This window comes from Pseudomonas sp. TE12508 (assembly GCF_056279485.1).
On the sequence record NZ_JBWCCN010000017.1, the window covers coordinates 67219 to 83826 of the forward strand.

Sequence of the window (16608 nt, forward strand, 5' to 3'; positions counted from 1 at the left end):
CCGGCAATTAGTTTACAAAGTGCCACCATTCGCGCGCGACTAACCGCTCTAGACCGGGTATTCCAGAACGTTTTCGCTATCGGCTCAGTGCGGGATTTCTATTTATGTTTTAGCCTTTGGGTCACTAGCCTCTGTGGGGCGCACCTGGATGCGCCTTATAAAACCAGAGGAAACTTCCATGACAACTCCCCTTGGCCTCGGGGCTTTTCCCTTCCCTCGTACCCTTGGCGTTCTGACCGCCAGCCTGCTGTCCTTCTGCGTCAATGCTGCGACCTTGACCCGCGATAACGGTGCCGCCGTCGGCGACAACCAGAACTCGCAAACCGCCGGCGCGACCGGGCCAGTACTGCTGCAAGACGTGCAACTGATCCAGAAACTCCAGCGTTTTGACCGTGAACGCATTCCCGAACGCGTGGTGCATGCCCGTGGCACTGGCGCCCATGGCACGTTCACCGTCACCGACGACCTCAGTGACCTGACCAAGGCCAAGGTGTTCGCCGGCGGCCAGAGCACGCCGGTGTTTGTGCGTTTCTCCGCTGTGGTCCATGGCAACCATTCGCCGGAAACCTTGCGTGATCCGCGGGGGTTCGCCACCAAGTTCTACACCGCAGACGGCAACTGGGACCTGGTCGGCAACAATTTTCCGACCTTCTTCATCCGTGACGCGATCAAGTTCCCAGACATGGTTCACGCCTTCAAGCCAGACCCGCGCACCAACCTTGACGACGATTCCCGTCGTTTCGACTTTTTCTCCCATGTTCCAGAAGCCACTCGCACCTTGACCGAGTTGTATTCCAACTCCGGTACGCCGGCCAGTTATCGGGAGATGGACGGTAACGGTGTACATGCCTACAAGTTAGTGAACGCCAAAGGCGATGTGCACTATGTAAAATTCCATTGGAAAAGTCTGCAGGGGTTAAAGAATCTCGACCCTAAAGAAGTGACGGGTGTTCAAGGTCAAGACTACAGTCATATGACTAACGACTTGGTCGCCAATATTAACAAGGGCAACTTTCCTAAATGGGACTTGTACATCCAGGTTCTAAATCCACAAGACTTGTCCAAGTTTGATTTCGATCCATTGGACGCGACCAAAATTTGGCCAGGTGTGCCGGAACGAAAAGTTGGACAAATGGTGTTGAACCGTAATCCGGCGAATGTTTTCCAGGAAACTGAACAAGTGGCCATGGCCCCGGCCAATTTAGTTCCGGGTATCGAACCTTCGGAAGATCGCTTATTGCAAGGGCGAGTGTTCTCGTATGCCGATACTCAACTGTATCGTCTGGGGGCCAACGCTCTGCAGTTGCCGATCAACGCACCCAAAGTCGCCGTGAACAACGGTAATCAGGATGGCGCAATGAACATCGGCGCCAACAGCACCGGCGTAAATTACCAGCCAAGTCGTTTGGTGTCGCGTGAAGAGCCTCCAACCGCGCGTTACAGCCAGTCGACCCTGTCGGGCAGCACGCAGCAGGCGAAGATTCAGCGTGAGCAGAACTTCAAGCAGGCCGGCGATCTGTACCGCTCGTTCAACCAGAAGGAACGTCAGGACTTGATCGACAGCTTCGGTGGCTCACTGGCCACCACCGATGACGAGAGCAAGCACATCATCCTGTCCTTCCTGTACAAGGCCGACCCGGAATACGGGACCGGCGTGGCCAAAGTAGCCAAGGGTGATCTGGCTCGGGTCAAGGCGCTGGCGGCCAAACTGGTCGACTGATCCATCTGCCTGAAGCGGGGCCTCATGCGAGGTCCCGTCTGATCAAGGAGTTGCGCCATGCGTTTTTATCTTTCTGTGTTTCTGGCGTGCTGGTCGCTCAGTGTGTTCGCCGGGCCTGACGTGCAAGCCTCGAAGAGCCCTCAGGCGCTGAAAGCCCAATTACAGGATTACTACTTTGATGCCGCTCGACGCGGTGATGTGCCGATGCTCGATACCTTCATCGAGGCCGGCTATTCCCTCGATACCCGCGACAGCAAGGGTTACACCGCACTGATTCTGGCCGCCTATCATGGGCAGAGCGCTGCAGTGGAGCGTTTGCTCGCTGCCGGGGCGGACGCCTGCGCTCAGGATCAACGCGGTAACACGGCGTTGATGGGCGCGATTTTCAAAGGCGAAGTGCAGATTGCCAGAACGCTGCTGGCCGCCCAGTGCAACCCCGACCACCGCAACGGCGCGGGACAGACTGCCGCGATGTACGCCGGGTTGTTCAAGCGCGTTGAGTTGCTGGACGCCCTCAAGGCCAAAGGGGCGGATATGAACGCCGAAGATCCGCTGGGCAACAGCGCCGCGCGTCTGGCCAGCGGTGAAATCCGTACGGCGCCGCCGCGCTGATCCGCGCGAGCTGAGCTATCATCGCGGTTTTTGCCGGGAGTTCAGATGGCCAAGGCCAAGCGCATGTACGGCTGCACCGAGTGTGGCTCAACCTTCCCCAAGTGGGCCGGCCAGTGCGGCGAATGCGGGGCCTGGAACACGCTGACCGAAACCATGGTCGAGAGTGGTGGCGCCGCAGCCCCCAGCGGGCGCACCGGTTGGACCGGCCAGCAGGCGCAGATCAAAACCCTGGCCGAAGTCAGCGTCGAAGAGATTCCGCGTTTCTCCACGGCGTCCAGCGAGCTGGATCGCGTTCTGGGCGGCGGCCTGGTGGATGGCTCGGTGGTGTTGATCGGTGGTGATCCGGGTATCGGCAAGTCGACCATTTTGTTGCAAACCTTGTGCAACCTCGCCAAGAGCATGCCGGCACTGTATGTCACCGGCGAAGAGTCCCAGCAACAAGTGGCCATGCGCGCCCGGCGCTTGGGCTTGCCTCAGGATCAGCTGCGGGTGATGACCGAAACCTGCATCGAAACCATCATCGCCACGGCCCGGCAGGAAAAGCCCAAGGTGATGGTGATCGACTCGATCCAGACGATTTTCACCGAGCAACTGCAATCGGCGCCGGGGGGCGTTTCCCAGGTGCGCGAAAGTGCAGCATTGCTGGTGCGTTACGCCAAACAAAGCGGCACGGCGATTTTCCTCGTGGGCCATGTCACCAAAGAAGGCGCGCTGGCCGGTCCCCGAGTGCTGGAGCACATGGTCGACACTGTTCTGTATTTCGAAGGCGAATCCGACGGGCGCCTGCGTCTTTTGCGGGCAGTGAAAAACCGTTTCGGCGCGGTCAACGAATTGGGCGTGTTTGGCATGACCGACAAAGGCCTGAAGGAAGTCTCCAACCCCTCGGCGATTTTTCTGACCCGGGCCCAGGAAGAAGTCCCGGGTAGCGTGGTCATGGCAACGTGGGAAGGCACCCGGCCGATGCTGGTGGAAGTCCAGGCGTTGGTGGACGACAGCCATCTGGCCAACCCCCGCCGGGTGACGCTCGGTCTGGACCAGAATCGCCTGGCCATGTTGTTGGCGGTTTTGCACCGCCACGGCGGCATCCCGACTCACGACCAGGACGTGTTCCTCAACGTGGTCGGCGGGGTGAAGGTGCTGGAAACAGCATCTGACTTGGCCCTGATGGCAGCGGTCATGTCCAGTTTGCGCAACCGGCCGCTGCCCCATGATCTGCTGGTGTTCGGCGAAGTCGGCTTGTCGGGTGAAGTGCGCCCGGTGCCGAGTGGTCAGGAACGCTTGAAAGAGGCGGCCAAGCACGGCTTCAAGCGCGCCATCGTGCCCAAGGGCAACGCGCCGAAAGAGGCGCCGCCGGGGTTGCAGATTATTGCCGTGACGCGCCTGGAACAGGCATTGGACGCGTTGTTCGAATAACTTTCAGATCGATACAAAACCTGTGGGAGCGAGCCTGCTCGCGATAGCGGTGTGTCAGTCGACTTAAATGTTGAATGTCAGACCGCATTCGCGAGCAGGCTCGCTCCCACATGGGTATGGGATTGGCCTTCAGATTTCGATCAGGGCGCCCAACTCACGCTCAAGCTCTTGCGGATCGCCCAGGTTGAACTCGATCAACCGCCGCAGGCGTTCAATCGATTCCAGGCTGATGTGTTTGCAGACAAACCCGAGTTGACCATGGTCATCGTGGGTCAGCATCACATCCATCTTGATCTCGATCTCTTCGTTAAGATGAATATCAACCAGGAAATGCCAGTCTGGATTACCCAGCCACGGCTCGGGCTTCTCGATAAGCAACCCCTTGAGCGACAGGTCGATCAACTTCACCGGCCAGATGAATTCCCCTTGGCTCAGCTCGGTTCGGGCATCGAACGCAAAACGTTTGAAGCGGCGGCGATCAGCAGGGTGGTCACTCATGGCGCAATCCTCTGAATGTCCGCTGACTATAGACCCGCATGGTTAAAGCCTGCCAGCAAAGACAGGCTCTGGATCAATGTCGGGGTATGGCCTTTGCCGTCAGTAGCGCTAAACTCCGGATGGCTGTCTTTCTTGTCCACTCTGGCTGGAATCATAAAATGAAAAATAATAATAGCCTGCTACGCCACTTACCCTGGCTGCTGCTGGCAATCCTGGGAGCGTGCGCCCTGGGTGTAGTGGCATTGCGCCGAGGCGAGGCGATCAACGCCTTGTGGATTGTGGTCGCCGCGGTGGCCATTTATCTGGTCGCGTACCGCTACTACAGCCTGTTCATCGCTAACAATGTGATGCAACTCGATCCGCGTCGGGCTACACCTGCCGTGCTCAACAATGACGGTCTGGACTATGTGCCGACCAACAAACACATTCTTTTTGGCCACCACTTCGCAGCCATCGCCGGCGCAGGGCCGCTGGTCGGTCCGGTATTGGCGGCGCAGATGGGCTACCTGCCCGGTACGCTGTGGCTGATTGCCGGGGTGGTGCTGGCGGGTGCGGTTCAGGACTTCATGGTCCTGTTCATGTCCACCCGCCGCAACGGTCGTTCCCTGGGCGACATGGTCCGTGAGGAAATGGGCCGCATCCCCGGGACCATCGCGCTGTTTGGCTGCTTCCTGATCATGATCATCATCCTCGCGGTGCTGGCGCTGATCGTGGTCAAGGCCCTGGCCGAAAGCCCGTGGGGTATTTTCACGGTGATGGCGACCATCCCGATCGCGATGTTCATGGGCATTTACATGCGCTACATCCGCCCGGGCCGCATCGGTGAAATCTCGGTGATCGGCGTGGCGTTGCTGCTGGGTTCGATCTGGCTGGGCGGGCAGATTGCCGCTGACCCGGTGTGGGCCAAGGCGTTCAGCTTTACCGGGGTTCAGATCACCTGGATGCTGATCGGCTACGGTTTCGTGGCGGCAGTGTTGCCGGTGTGGCTGATCCTGGCGCCGCGTGATTACCTGTCCACTTTCCTCAAGATCGGCACCATCGTTGCGCTGGCGATCGGCATTCTGATCACCATGCCTGAGCTGAAAATGCCGGCATTGACCCAGTTCATCGACGGCACCGGGCCGGTGTGGAAGGGTGGGTTGTTCCCGTTCCTGTTCATCACCATTGCCTGTGGCGCTGTCTCGGGATTCCACGCGCTGATCTCCTCCGGCACCACGCCGAAGTTGCTGGATAACGAAGTTAACGCCCGTTACATCGGTTACGGCGGCATGCTGATGGAGTCCTTCGTGGCGATCATGGCGATGGTGGCCGCTTCGGTGATCGAGCCAGGCGTGTACTTCGCCATGAACAGCCCGGCGGCGGTCGTCGGTGGTGACGTGGTGGCTGTGGCACAAGCGGTCAGCGGCTGGGGTTTTGCGATTACCCCGGAAGCGCTGCAAGCGGTGGCCAAGGACATCGGTGAAACCACCATTCTGGCCCGTGCCGGTGGTGCGCCGACCCTGGCAGTCGGTATCGCGCAGATCCTGCACAGTGTGCTGCCCGGTGAAAACACCATGGCGTTCTGGTACCACTTCGCGATCCTGTTCGAAGCGTTGTTCATCCTGACTGCGGTCGACGCCGGCACCCGTGCCGGGCGTTTCATGCTGCAGGATTTGCTCGGCTCCTTCGTTCCGGCGCTGAAACGCACCGAGTCCTGGACCGCCAACCTGATCGCAACGGCCGGTTGCGTGGCGATGTGGGGTTACCTGCTGTACCAAGGCGTGATCGATCCGCTGGGTGGCATCAACACCTTGTGGCCGCTGTTCGGCATCTCCAACCAGATGCTGGCCGGAATCGCGCTGATGCTGGCCACCGTGGTGCTGATCAAAATGAAGCGCCAACGTTACATCTGGGTCACCATGTTGCCCGCCGTGTGGTTGCTGATCTGCACCACCACCGCAGGCTTCATCAAGCTGTTCGACGCCAACCCGGCGATCGGTTTCCTGTCGCTGGCGAAGAAATACAGCGATGCGTTGGCTAACGGGCAGATTCTGGCCCCGGCCAAAAGCATCGAGCAGATGCAGCACGTGATCTACAACGCCTACACCAACGCAACATTGACTGCGCTGTTCCTGTTTGTGGTATTCAGCATCCTGTTCTATGCGCTCAAGGTCGGCATTGCTGCCTGGGGTAGCAAAGAACGTACGGATAAAGAATCGCCGTTCCAGGCTCAGCCGGATGCGTAATCGAGGATTGCACCATGTTCAATGACCTGAGTCGCCTCGGTAAATACCTCGGTCAGGCCGCGCGCCTGATGGTCGGCATGCCCGACTACGACAACTACGTCGAGCATATGCAAACCAAACACCCGGACAAACCGGTAATGAGCTACGAGATGTTCTTTCGCGAGCGTCAGGAAGCCCGTTACGGTGGTAAGGGTGGGCCGAAGTGCTGTTGACCCGGTTGTCGGGTTAATAGCAATCCCTGTGGGAGCTAGCCTGCTAGCGATGGCGCCTGAACATTCAACATCACTGTTGATTGACAGTCCGCCATCGCTAGCAGGCTAGCTCCCACATTTGTTTTTGTGTTGATTTCTAATTTTGTGAAACAGGAGATTCCAGTTGTCCTCTCCCATCCCAGTCACGATTCTCAGCGGCTTCCTCGGCGCTGGCAAAACCACGCTGCTGCGCCACCTGCTCAAAGCCGAGCACGGCCTGAAAATCGCCGTGATCGAAAACGAATTCAGTGACGCTGGTATCGACACCCAACTGTTGGGCGACGAGCCGGTGCAAGTGATGACGCTGTCCAACGGCTGCGTCTGCTGCACCATCCACACCGATTTGACCAAAGCGCTGTACCTGCTGCTCGAACGCCTGGACAGCGGCGAAATCGCCTTCGATCGTCTGGTCATCGAATGCACCGGTCTGGCCGACCCGGCCCCGGTGGCGCAAACCTTCTTCATCGACGAAGAACTGCGTGAGCGCTACATCCTCGACGGCATCATCACCCTGGTGGACGCGGCCCACGCCGACCTGCACCTGACCCAGACCATCGCCCAGGCACAGATCGGCTTTGCCGACCGCTTGCTGGTGAGCAAACGGGATCTGGTGGACGAACCGACCTTCACTGCCCTCAGCGAGCGTCTGACCCGCATCAACCGTCGCGCGCCAATCCGCGTGGTCGACCACGGCAAGATTGATCTGGCCGAACTGCTGGACGTGCGCGGCTTCAACCTCAATGCCGATCTCGGCGGTGGAGTGAGTTTGCGTCCAGTGAGCAAGGCGCCCTCCATCGATCGCATTTCCAGCCTGGTGCTGCGCACCGACAAGCCGCTGGATATCGACAAACTCAGTGAGTTCATGAACGAACTGCTGGAAGACCACGGCAAGCAATTGCTGCGCTACAAAGGTGTTTTGAACATTCTTGGCGAACCGCGGCGCATGGTGTTCCAAGGAGTGCTGAAACTGTACGGCTTCGATTGGGATACCGAGTGGGCGGACGATGAGGCGCGGGAAAGCGTGATCGTGTTCATTGCCGATGATTTGCCGGAAGAGAAAATTCGCGAGGGGTTTGCGCGGGTTGCGGCTGAGTAAGCTCAGGTATCTTCAGCGTGTTTGAGGCCGCTTTCGCGAGCAAGCCCGCTCCCACATTTGATCTGTATTGCCCACTCTATCTGGCGCGACACAAAACCAATGTGGGAGCGGGCTTGCTCGCGAAGGCGATCTAACCGGCGACACGATTCTGGCTGACTACCGATCCAGCGTTCAGCAGTTTTTCGTCAAGATGATCCAGATGCCGGGTCATCAACATCTCGGCCGCCGTAGCATCCCCACGCTCCACTGCATCGACAATCTCCATGTGCTCCTGCCACGCGCAATCACCGCCTGCCTGCGCATCAAACTGCGCAATCGCCAGCGAAGTCAGCGGCACCAGAGTGCCAAGAAAATGCGCCAACGGTGCGTTCCCCGCCATTTCGGCCAGTTGCAGATGAAACTCCCCAGACAATCGAATCGCCGGACCACGTGCTGTGCATTGGCGTTCGCTGTCGATCAGGGCGCGCAGGCGTTTCAAGTCTTGCGGGTGAGGTTGCTGGCAGGCCAGTCGAACCAGCGTGATCTCGGTCAGTCGTCGGGCATGCAGCGTCTGGCGAATCTGCTCGGCATCGGGCGCTGCGACTCGGGGACGATGGTGAGTGCGAAGGATAATGATCTGCTGATGGGACAACTGCGTCAGCACGCCACGAATGTCACTGCGGCGAGCGCTGAACATCTGCGCCATGCTGTCTTCGGTAAAACGACTGGCTGCATGGATGCGCTGTTCAAGAATGGCGTCGACGATCCGTGAATAGAGATCATCCGCCGGCGGTTTCCCGGTGTCGGTTCGGGAGAAGGGCAGGGCAGTGAATATCTGTGGTGAGGCGAAGCTGTTCATGGCCTGTCTCCAGTTCGAAGAGGGGGTCAACTGCCGAGGTGGTCATCCGGAATGTTCAATTCGATGCCCATCCGCTGGCCTTCGCGCAGGATGTGCCGACGCATCTCGGCGCTGGCCTGGGCGCTGTTTTTGCTGCGAATGGCCCGCACCACGGCTTCGTTTTCTTCAAGGCGTTCAGCCAGATGCTCTGGCGAATTGCGTAGCACCTCGGCGCTTTGCTTGAGGGCGTTGCTGGTCTGCTGCACAACGCTCTGGAAGATCGGGTTCGAGGTCAGGGTGAACAGTTCTTCGTGGAACGCGATGTAGGCGCTGACCCCGGCTTCGCTGTCGTTGGCCTCCAAGGCTTCGCGCATGTCCATCAGGGTCAGGCGCAGTTGCCCGACTTCCTTGCTGCTGATGGATTGTGCAACCAGGCCGACGATGAAGGGTTCGAGGGTGTAGCGCAGTTGCAGCACGTCTTCCAGGCTGGCCCCGGCCACCGCGCTGTCGTGGCTTTGGCTGTCGCTGAGATTGGCTTCCAGCACCACCACGCCTTTGCCCGGCATGGAGCGCACCAGCCCGAGGGTTTCCAGCACGATGACCGCTTCGCGCAGGCTCGGGCGGCTAATGCCCAGTTGCTCGGCCAGTTCACGCTGGCCCGGCAGCATTTCGCCGGAGCGCCACTGACCGCGGGCCAGGGCGGCCCGAAGTTTTTCTACCACCGAATTTACAACGGTTGACGAGGTAATCACTGTTCGCTCCAAGTCGTGATAAATGTGCCTGACCTTGGGCAGGCACACGTAGTTTAAAATTCCTGCTGGTGCGCCGGGACCACCGGTTTCCTGGGCTGGAAGGTATAACCCACCTGACCGGAAAGCACTTTGTTCGCTCGCTGGATATCGATGTCCTTTTCCCAACGGGCGATGGCCACCGTGGCGACGCAATTGCCGATCAGGTTGGTCAGCGCCCGGCCGATGCCCATGAACCAGTCCACTGCCAATACCAGCACTAGCCCGACCACTGGAATCGCCGGAATGGCCGTCAGTGTCGCCGCGAGAATCACCAGCGCCGAGCCGGGAATCCCGTGGGCACCTTTGGAGGTGATCAGCGACACCAGCAGAATCGTCAGCAGGTCAGTCATGGCCAGCGGCGTGCCGGTGGCATTGGCGATGAACACAATGGCCAGGGTCAGGTAGATCGAAAAACCATCCAGGTTGAACGAGTACCCGGTCGGAATCACCAGCCCGACCGTGGAGCTGCCGATGCCCAGATGCTCAAGCTTGCGCATGATTTGTGGCAGCACGGCGTCGGAAGAAGCGGTGCCCATGACGATCAGCAGTTCTTCACGCAGGTACTTGAGCAGCGGCCACATCTTCAGGCCCGAGAGGCGCATCACCAGGCCGAGAATCAATGCCACGAACGCTACACAGGTCATGTAGAAAAGACCGACCAGGCTGCCCAGGTGCTGCAGCGAATCCAGGCCATATTTGCTGGTGGTGAAGGCGATGGCGCCGAACACGCCGATCGGCGCCAGACGCACGATCATGCCCATGATGCGGAAGATCACGTGGCTAAGCTCATTAATCAGCCGGGAAATACCCGACGCTGCTTCGCCCACCAGGTTCAGCGCGCTGCCGAACAGCACCGAAAACAGCAGGACTTGCAGAATGTTGTTTTCCGCGAAGGCGCCGATTACCGAGGTCGGGATCAGGTTCATCAGGAACTGGGAGGTGGTTTGCATGTGCTGACCGCGCTGGGCGATGTCGCCCATGTCGGCGGCGGAGAGTTGCTCCAGATGGATGTTCGCACCGCTACCGATACCGGTCGTGAAGGCGAACACCAGGCCGATCACCAAGGCGATGGTGGTCAGTATTTCGAAGTAGATCACCGATTTGAGGCCGATGCGTCCGACCTTCTTCAGGTCGCCGGCACCGCTGATGCCGCTGACCACCACGCAGAACACGATCAGACCGATGAGCATCTTGATCAGTTTGATGAAACCGTCACCGAGCGGTTTAAGCTGAGCGGAGTATTCGGGAAGGGTCAGCCCGCAGACGATGCCGAGCACCAGTCCGAGAACCACTTGAAGGAAGATTGAACGCGAGCACCATCTGAGCATGGGAGGAATCCTGGTCGGTGTCCTGGCTGCCGTGCGCGATGCGCATCAGATTCAGGACTTAATTATTGTGGTCTTACCGGTATGTCCAGTGCAGGCGCAGTCTACGCTGGATTTTTTCAGGATTACAAGTGGAAATCGAAAAATTGGCATGACCGGTCTGACCAGTGGCCGAGGCCGGGCAGGAGATGCCGATCAAGGTCAAAAGATCGCAGCCTTCGGCAGCTCCTACAAAAACCGCGTACACCCATGATTTCACGAATGTACACAACCTCTGTAGGAGCTGCCGAAGGCTGCGATCTTTTGATCTTTATGGCAGACGAAAAAAAACCGGCCATCACTGGCCGGTTTTTTTCATTGCTGCAGTTCAGCGGGGCAATTAAGCGCCGTACACCGGCAGCTTCTTGCAGATGGCCTTGACCTTCTCACGAACGGCGTCGATCACCGCTTCGTTGGAAAGATCTGCCAGGATGTCGCAGATCCAGCCGGCCAGCTCTTTGCACTCTGCTTCCTTGAAGCCGCGAGTGGTCACAGCCGGAGTGCCGAAACGCAGACCGGAGGTGACGAACGGGGAGCGTGGATCGTTCGGTACCGAGTTCTTGTTCACGGTGATGAACGCTTTGCCCAGTGCGGCGTCGGCGTCTTTACCGGAGATTTCCTGCTTGATCAGCGACAGCAGGAACAGGTGGTTCTGAGTACCGCCCGACACCACGTCGAAACCGCGCTCGATGAACACGCCGGCCATGGCCTGGGCGTTTTTCACCACTTGTTGCTGGTAGGCCTTGAACTCAGGTTGCAGCGCTTCCTTGAAGCAGATCGCCTTGGCAGCGATCACGTGCTCCAGCGGGCCACCCTGGGCGCCCGGGAATACGGCGGAGTTCAGCTTCTTCTCAATGTCGGCGTTGGCGCGAGCCAGGATCAGGCCGCCACGTGGACCGCGCAGGGTCTTGTGGGTGGTGGTGGTCACGACGTCAGCGAATGGAACCGGGTTCGGGTAGACGCCAGCGGCGACCAGACCGGCCACGTGAGCCATGTCGACGAACAGGTAGGCACCGACTTTGTCAGCGATTTCGCGGAAACGCGGGAAGTCGAGGATCTGCGAGTAGGCAGAGAAACCGGCCACGATCATTTTTGGCTTGTGCTCGACCGCCAGACGCTCGACTTCGTCGTAGTCGATCAGGCCGTTGGCATCGATACCGTACTGAACAGCGTTGTACAGCTTGCCGGAGGACGAAACGCTGGCACCGTGGGTCAGGTGACCGCCGTGGGCCAGGCTCATGCCCAGGATGGTGTCGCCCGCTTGCAGCAGGGCCAGATAAACGGCGCTGTTGGCTTGGGAGCCGGCGTGTGGCTGAACGTTGGCGTAATCGGCGCCGAACAGTTCTTTGGCACGGTCGATGGCCAGTTGCTCAACCACGTCGACGAACTCGCAACCACCGTAGTAGCGCTTGCCCGGATAACCTTCGGCGTACTTGTTGGTCAGTACCGAGCCTTGAGCTTCCATCACCGCAGGGCTGGTGTAGTTTTCCGAAGCGATCAGCTCAATGTGTTCTTCCTGGCGCTGAGCTTCTTGCTCCATGGCGGCAAAAAGGTCGGCGTCGTACTTGGCAATAGTCAAATCACGGCTGAACATGGCGGTCCTCAAGGATCGGGGCAGAAAAGGGGGGCATTCTAACCCAATGGGTTTTAGATGGCATATGAAAGGACATCATGTCGCAGACAAGTGGTGTTCATGCGCCGGATTTGCGGTGTCTGGGCTGGCCAGAGTCAGGTGATCGTTCCCACGCTCTGCGTGGGAATGCCTCATTGGACGCTCTGCGTCCGCTTCGGCATGTGACGCGGAGCGTCACGGGCTGCATTCCCACGCTGAGCGTGGGAACGATCAGTCAGTCAAACATGAACAACGCATCATTGCTGAACTGCGCCTCAAACCGACTCGCCGGCATCGGCCGGCCAAACAGATACCCCTGGACCTCATCGCACCCATGCTCACGCAGGAAGTCGAGCTGCTCGTGGGTTTCCACGCCTTCGGCTATCACCGCCAGATTGAGGCTGTGGGCCATGGCGATGATCGCCCGGGCAATTTGTGCGTCCTGTTCCCCCGAGGGCAGGCCATCGACGAAAGTGCGGTCGATTTTCAGCACGTCGATCGGGAATTGCTTGAGGTAGTTGAGCGATGAATAACCGGTGCCGAAGTCGTCGACTGCAATGCTCAGACCAAGGTTTTTCAACCCGGCGAGGATGTGCATCGCTTCGCTGACTTCGCGCATCAGAATACTTTCAGTCAACTCCAGCTCCAGGCACGCCGGCGGCAGGCCGGTTTCCTTGAGGATGGTGGCGATCCGCGTGCCGAGCTGACCGTCGGAGAACTGCCGGGCCGAAATGTTCACCGAAACCTTCGGTACCCGGACTTTGGTTTGATGCCAGGTCTTGAGCTGACGGCAGGCTTCGCTGATCACCCAGTCGCCGACGTCCACCACCAGCCCGAGCTCTTCGAGCACGGGAATGAAATCCCCCGGCGGTACCAGGCCACGTCGTGGGTGACGCCAGCGCAGCAGGGCTTCGGCACCGGTCAGGCGTTTGCCATCGCCGCTGAATTGCGGCTGGTAGTACAGCACGAATTCATTTTGCTCCAGGGCATGGCGCAAGTCGCTTTCCAGCTCCAGACGCTCCAGGGCGCTGGCGTTCATGTCGGCCTGATAGAACTGGAAGTTGTTCTTGCCACGCTCCTTGGCGTGGTACATCGCGGTGTCGGCGTTCTTCATCAACTGACTGAGTTCGCTGCCGTCCTGAGGGCTCAGGGCGATGCCGATACTGGCGGTGACAAAGAACTCGCGGCCTTCCAGCACGAACGGTTTCACCAGGCTGGCGAGGATTTGTTCGGCCACGTGAATCGCCCGGTTCAACGCGATCTCCCGGTTGACCCGCGGTTGCAGCAGCAAAGTGAACTCATCACCCCCCATGCGTGCCACGGTGTCGTCATCGTCGACGCAACCAAGCAGGCGCGTGGCCATTTCCTTGAGCATGCGGTCGCCGGCGGCGTGGCCCAGGGAGTCGTTGATCGGCTTGAAACGGTCGAGGTCGAGGAACATCAGCACCACCCAGGACTTCTGCCGTTCAGCCGATTGCAGCGCGGTGTGCAGGCGATCCTGGAACAGCGTGCGGTTGGGCAGGTGAGTCAGGGCGTCGTAATAGGCCAGGCGGTGAATCCGTTGTTCACTGGCCTTGCGCTCGCTGATGTCGCTGAAGAAACACACGTAGCTGGCCAGATCGCCTTCATCGTCGAGTACCGCCGTAATCCCGACCCAGGCCGGGTAATGCTCGCCATTGCGTCGTTTGAGCCAGACTTCGCCTTCCCAGGTGCTGTGCTGATGCAATTGCTTGAGCACGTAGCGCAGATGGGCTTCCTGCTGCTCATCGACGGTGAGCATATTCGGCAATTGGTCGAGGACCTGGGCCACTGCATAGCCGCTGACGCGACTGAAAGCCTCGTTGGCCTGGACGATATAGCCGGCCGGGTCAGTGATCAGAATCGCCGAGGTCGAGTGCTCGAATACCGTGGCCGCCATGCGCAAGTCTTTCTCGGCCCGGCGTTGCTGACTGATGTCGCGGCCGACCCCGAGCACACCTTCGAAGGCACCGTGTTCGTCCCAGACCAGCACCAGACGCAGCTCGATGGGAATCTTGCGTCCGTCGGCCCGCAGGCAGTCGAACAGAAACAGCTGGGTCTGTACCTGACTGCGCAGCAGCGCCAGTTGTTCGGGTTTATCCAGCGCTTTGCTGACCCGGTCCATCAGGCTGTAGATGCCGGTCAGTTGTTGCGGGTTGGCGATGGTCGATTGCCAGCCGTTCTGGAATATCCAGTCGGCGTCGAAACCCAGCACGGCTTGTACCGAGGGGCTGACGTAATTGAGCGACATCTTGCTGTCGGTGGAGAAAATCACGTCGCTGATGCTTTCGGCGAGCATCCGGTAACGCTGCTCGCTGTCGCGCAGGGACTCACTGGCTTCGATCTGCTCGGTGATGTCCTTGGCCACGCCAATGATGCGCGTGACCTGATCGTGTTTGTCCCGGGCCAGGGCCTGTTCGCGAATGTCGAAACGCCGCCATTTGCCATCGCGATGGCGGAAACGCAGCTGGCATTGCATCAGTTGGGTGTAACCCGCGTGACGTTGGGACTGGCGTGATCGGTGGTAGTAGTCGGCATCCTCGGGGTGCAACAGGATTTCCCAGAAGTACTCGCCCATCTGGTGCAGTTCGGTGCGGTTGTAACCCAGCGTTTGTCCCAGGTGATGGTTGCTGAAGATCATCCGCTGGCTGATTACATCCTGCACATACAGATGATCCGGCACGGTGCGCACCACGTCGGACCAGAACCCTTCACGCTCCAGCAGCGACAATTCGATGAGCTTGCGACTGGTGATGTCGCTGATGCTCAGGATCACCGCTTTATAGTCGGCCTGATCTTCCGGCAGACGCAGCACCAGCCACAAATGCTGGTCGCGGCCATTGGCGTCCTGGAGTTTGATTTCCAGCTCAAGCTGTTTCTGCTGTTGGAGCACCGCTTCGAGCACTTGATTGCCGATGGCCGTGCAGTCCAATGGGCAGCCGTTGATCAGCAGTTTCCAGGCTTGATCGCAGGAATTGACATTGAGCAGTTGCAGGGCGACCTGGTTGACCTCGGTGATGCGCAGTTCCTGCAGCAGTTGCTGGCGTTGTTCCGGTGTCTGGAGCCAGGCCTTCAACTGCTCGCTGCTGTTGAGTTGAGCCTTGTCGAAAAAACTTTTGAGTCCGGACAGGTCGAGCACGCACAGCGCAACGCCGGTACCTTCGAAAATGTCCTGATAGCGTCGGCGGCCTTCATGCAACAGGCGTTGACGGCGACGAATGCTCAGCAGAGCGATGAACGGTAACAGCGAAAAGGCCAGGCCCAGCAGGCATTTGCCGATGAACGCCGGCAGCAGTTGTTCGAGCACCCGTTGGCGGTCGAACAACCCGCGCAATTGCCAGTCGCTGCTGCTCAGAGGGACTGTCAGCACACTGTTGGCCAGTTCGTCGGCTGTCAGCACGGCCGGCTTGGCCGAGGGCTGGGTGTCATCGCGGCTGATGATCTGATGATTGATGCGGTTTTCCACCAGCCACAGGGGGCGGATGCCGGCGTCGCCCTGCTTGGTCAATGAGGAGAAAAACGTCGGTGTCAGACGCAGGGCCCAATAACCGCGGCTGCTGCCGCTGGCTTGATGCAGGAGCAGATGCACCACTGAGCCGTCGTCGGCATTGCTGAAATAGTGGGCCTGGGCGCGGCTACGCTGAACCAGTTCGCCGAGGTAACTGGCGTCCTGGCTGTCGGCGGCGCTGTCGCTGAGGATTTTTCCGGAGGGACTGAGCAACGCCAGGCTGCGCAAATCGGGCAGCGATTGTTGCAGTTTGCGCAGCAACGCCTGCTGTTCGTCGGGACTTTGTGGTTGTTCGATGATCGGTAGCAGGTTGAGGGCGATCTGGGCATTGAGCGCCATGTTGAGGCTGACTTGCGCAGCCAGATCGGCGGAGTAGTCGATGGTGTATTGGCGCTGGTTTTTCTGGGTTTCACGAAGCTGATCCAGCAGCTGCCAGAACAGCAGTGCGAGCAGCAACAGTACGAGGGTTGCCAGCGCGCCCTTCAAGGTTCCGCGCAGGGGCGAGCCGGTCGCAGGATTGAGTGCGCTCACGGACGATGGCGGAGTGACCTTGGACAAACTGTAATCCTGCGGTTTGGCTGGACTGGCGCGACGTGCACTATAAGCCGGACGCCCGAAGGGCGGCTAGCATGCCTTGAGTTGTGGCGAAGTGCCAGCCCTCGCTCGGCTGGACTGCCTCCTAT

Annotated in this window: 13 protein-coding genes; 7 read left to right on the plus strand and 6 right to left on the minus strand. The window is 59.3% G+C overall.

Features of this window, described 5'->3' with window-relative positions:
- Positions 1-178 precede the first annotated feature (178 nt).
- From katB to radA, 3 genes are read left to right on the plus strand one after another with little or no spacing between them, the layout of a single operon-like run.
- Positions 179-1720 carry a catalase KatB gene (gene katB / locus ACZ9IM_RS22595; protein WP_427626790.1) on the plus strand — a complete coding sequence of 514 codons (1542 nt, stop codon included), beginning with the start codon at positions 179-181 and terminating at the stop codon, positions 1718-1720.
- 57 nt (positions 1721-1777) lie between these two features.
- A complete protein-coding gene (locus tag ACZ9IM_RS22600; protein WP_476225013.1) occupies positions 1778-2332 on the plus strand; it encodes an ankyrin repeat domain-containing protein in 555 nt (184 codons plus the stop codon).
- 45 nt (positions 2333-2377) lie between these two features.
- Positions 2378-3745, plus strand: coding sequence for a DNA repair protein RadA (radA, locus tag ACZ9IM_RS22605; RefSeq protein WP_007937264.1), 1368 nt, complete (start codon positions 2378-2380; stop codon positions 3743-3745).
- A 129-nt stretch (positions 3746-3874) separates the two neighbouring features.
- Here the strand turns inward: radA and ACZ9IM_RS22610 are convergent, their stop codons facing one another.
- On the minus strand, positions 3875-4243 hold the full coding sequence (locus ACZ9IM_RS22610) for a PilZ domain-containing protein (RefSeq protein WP_192345377.1): 369 nt from the start codon (positions 4241-4243) through the stop codon (positions 3875-3877).
- A gap of 158 nt (positions 4244-4401) precedes the next feature.
- Here ACZ9IM_RS22610 and ACZ9IM_RS22615 point away from each other — a divergent pair, with 158 nt between their 5' ends.
- From ACZ9IM_RS22615 to yjiA, 3 genes are all read left to right on the plus strand, one after another.
- Positions 4402-6468, plus strand: a complete 2067-nt coding sequence (locus ACZ9IM_RS22615; RefSeq protein ID WP_427626794.1) for a carbon starvation CstA family protein — start codon at positions 4402-4404, stop codon at positions 6466-6468.
- 14 nt (positions 6469-6482) lie between these two features.
- Positions 6483-6680 (plus strand): YbdD/YjiX family protein, encoded by a 198-nt coding sequence (locus ACZ9IM_RS22620; RefSeq protein ID WP_007895266.1) that lies wholly within the window; start codon positions 6483-6485, stop codon positions 6678-6680.
- 163 nt (positions 6681-6843) lie between these two features.
- Positions 6844-7815: a GTPase gene (gene yjiA / locus ACZ9IM_RS22625; RefSeq protein WP_427626795.1), complete on the plus strand. Its 972-nt coding sequence runs from the start codon at positions 6844-6846 to the stop codon at positions 7813-7815.
- A gap of 130 nt (positions 7816-7945) precedes the next feature.
- Here yjiA and ACZ9IM_RS22630 read toward each other — a convergent pair whose 3' ends face one another.
- Genes ACZ9IM_RS22630 through ACZ9IM_RS22640 form a run of 3 tightly spaced genes read right to left on the minus strand, consistent with a single transcriptional unit; the run spans position 7946 to position 10751 of the window.
- Positions 7946-8653 carry a GntR family transcriptional regulator gene (locus ACZ9IM_RS22630; protein WP_476225014.1) on the minus strand — a complete coding sequence of 236 codons (708 nt, stop codon included), beginning with the start codon at positions 8651-8653 and terminating at the stop codon, positions 7946-7948.
- 26 nt (positions 8654-8679) lie between these two features.
- Positions 8680-9384: a FadR/GntR family transcriptional regulator gene (locus ACZ9IM_RS22635; protein WP_008072332.1), complete on the minus strand. Its 705-nt coding sequence runs from the start codon at positions 9382-9384 to the stop codon at positions 8680-8682.
- A gap of 53 nt (positions 9385-9437) precedes the next feature.
- Positions 9438-10751: a C4-dicarboxylate transporter DctA gene (locus ACZ9IM_RS22640; RefSeq protein ID WP_063342470.1), complete on the minus strand. Its 1314-nt coding sequence runs from the start codon at positions 10749-10751 to the stop codon at positions 9438-9440.
- On the opposite strand from ACZ9IM_RS22640, the gene ACZ9IM_RS22645 reads away from it, so the two are divergent.
- Positions 10750-11001: a hypothetical protein gene (locus ACZ9IM_RS22645; protein WP_476225015.1), complete on the plus strand. Its 252-nt coding sequence runs from the start codon at positions 10750-10752 to the stop codon at positions 10999-11001. The genes ACZ9IM_RS22640 and ACZ9IM_RS22645 overlap by 2 nt on opposite strands.
- A gap of 126 nt (positions 11002-11127) precedes the next feature.
- On the opposite strand, the gene glyA is transcribed toward ACZ9IM_RS22645, so the two are convergent.
- The gene (glyA, locus tag ACZ9IM_RS22650) at positions 11128-12381 is read right to left on the minus strand and encodes a serine hydroxymethyltransferase (protein WP_007895259.1); all 1254 of its coding nucleotides are present in this window, start codon (positions 12379-12381) and stop codon (positions 11128-11130) included.
- Between the two features lie 253 nt (positions 12382-12634).
- Positions 12635-16483 (minus strand): sensor domain-containing protein, encoded by a 3849-nt coding sequence (locus ACZ9IM_RS22655; RefSeq protein WP_476225016.1) that lies wholly within the window; start codon positions 16481-16483, stop codon positions 12635-12637.
- Positions 16484-16608: the final 125 nt, after the last annotated feature.

Coding starts and splice junctions, on each gene's coding strand:
- katB (WP_427626790.1), top strand. CDS start 179: ATGACAACTCCCCTTGGCCTCGGGGCTTTTCCCTTCCCTCGTACCCTT.
- ACZ9IM_RS22600 (WP_476225013.1), top strand. CDS start 1,778: ATGCGTTTTTATCTTTCTGTGTTTCTGGCGTGCTGGTCGCTCAGTGTG.
- radA (WP_007937264.1), top strand. CDS start 2,378: ATGGCCAAGGCCAAGCGCATGTACGGCTGCACCGAGTGTGGCTCAACC.
- ACZ9IM_RS22610 (WP_192345377.1), bottom strand. CDS start 4,243: ATGAGTGACCACCCTGCTGATCGCCGCCGCTTCAAACGTTTTGCGTTC.
- ACZ9IM_RS22615 (WP_427626794.1), top strand. CDS start 4,402: ATGAAAAATAATAATAGCCTGCTACGCCACTTACCCTGGCTGCTGCTG.
- ACZ9IM_RS22620 (WP_007895266.1), top strand. CDS start 6,483: ATGTTCAATGACCTGAGTCGCCTCGGTAAATACCTCGGTCAGGCCGCG.
- ACZ9IM_RS22630 (WP_476225014.1), bottom strand. CDS start 8,653: ATGAACAGCTTCGCCTCACCACAGATATTCACTGCCCTGCCCTTCTCC.
- ACZ9IM_RS22645 (WP_476225015.1), top strand. CDS start 10,750: ATGGGAGGAATCCTGGTCGGTGTCCTGGCTGCCGTGCGCGATGCGCAT.
- ACZ9IM_RS22640 (WP_063342470.1), bottom strand. CDS start 10,751: ATGCTCAGATGGTGCTCGCGTTCAATCTTCCTTCAAGTGGTTCTCGGA.
- glyA (WP_007895259.1), bottom strand. CDS start 12,381: ATGTTCAGCCGTGATTTGACTATTGCCAAGTACGACGCCGACCTTTTT.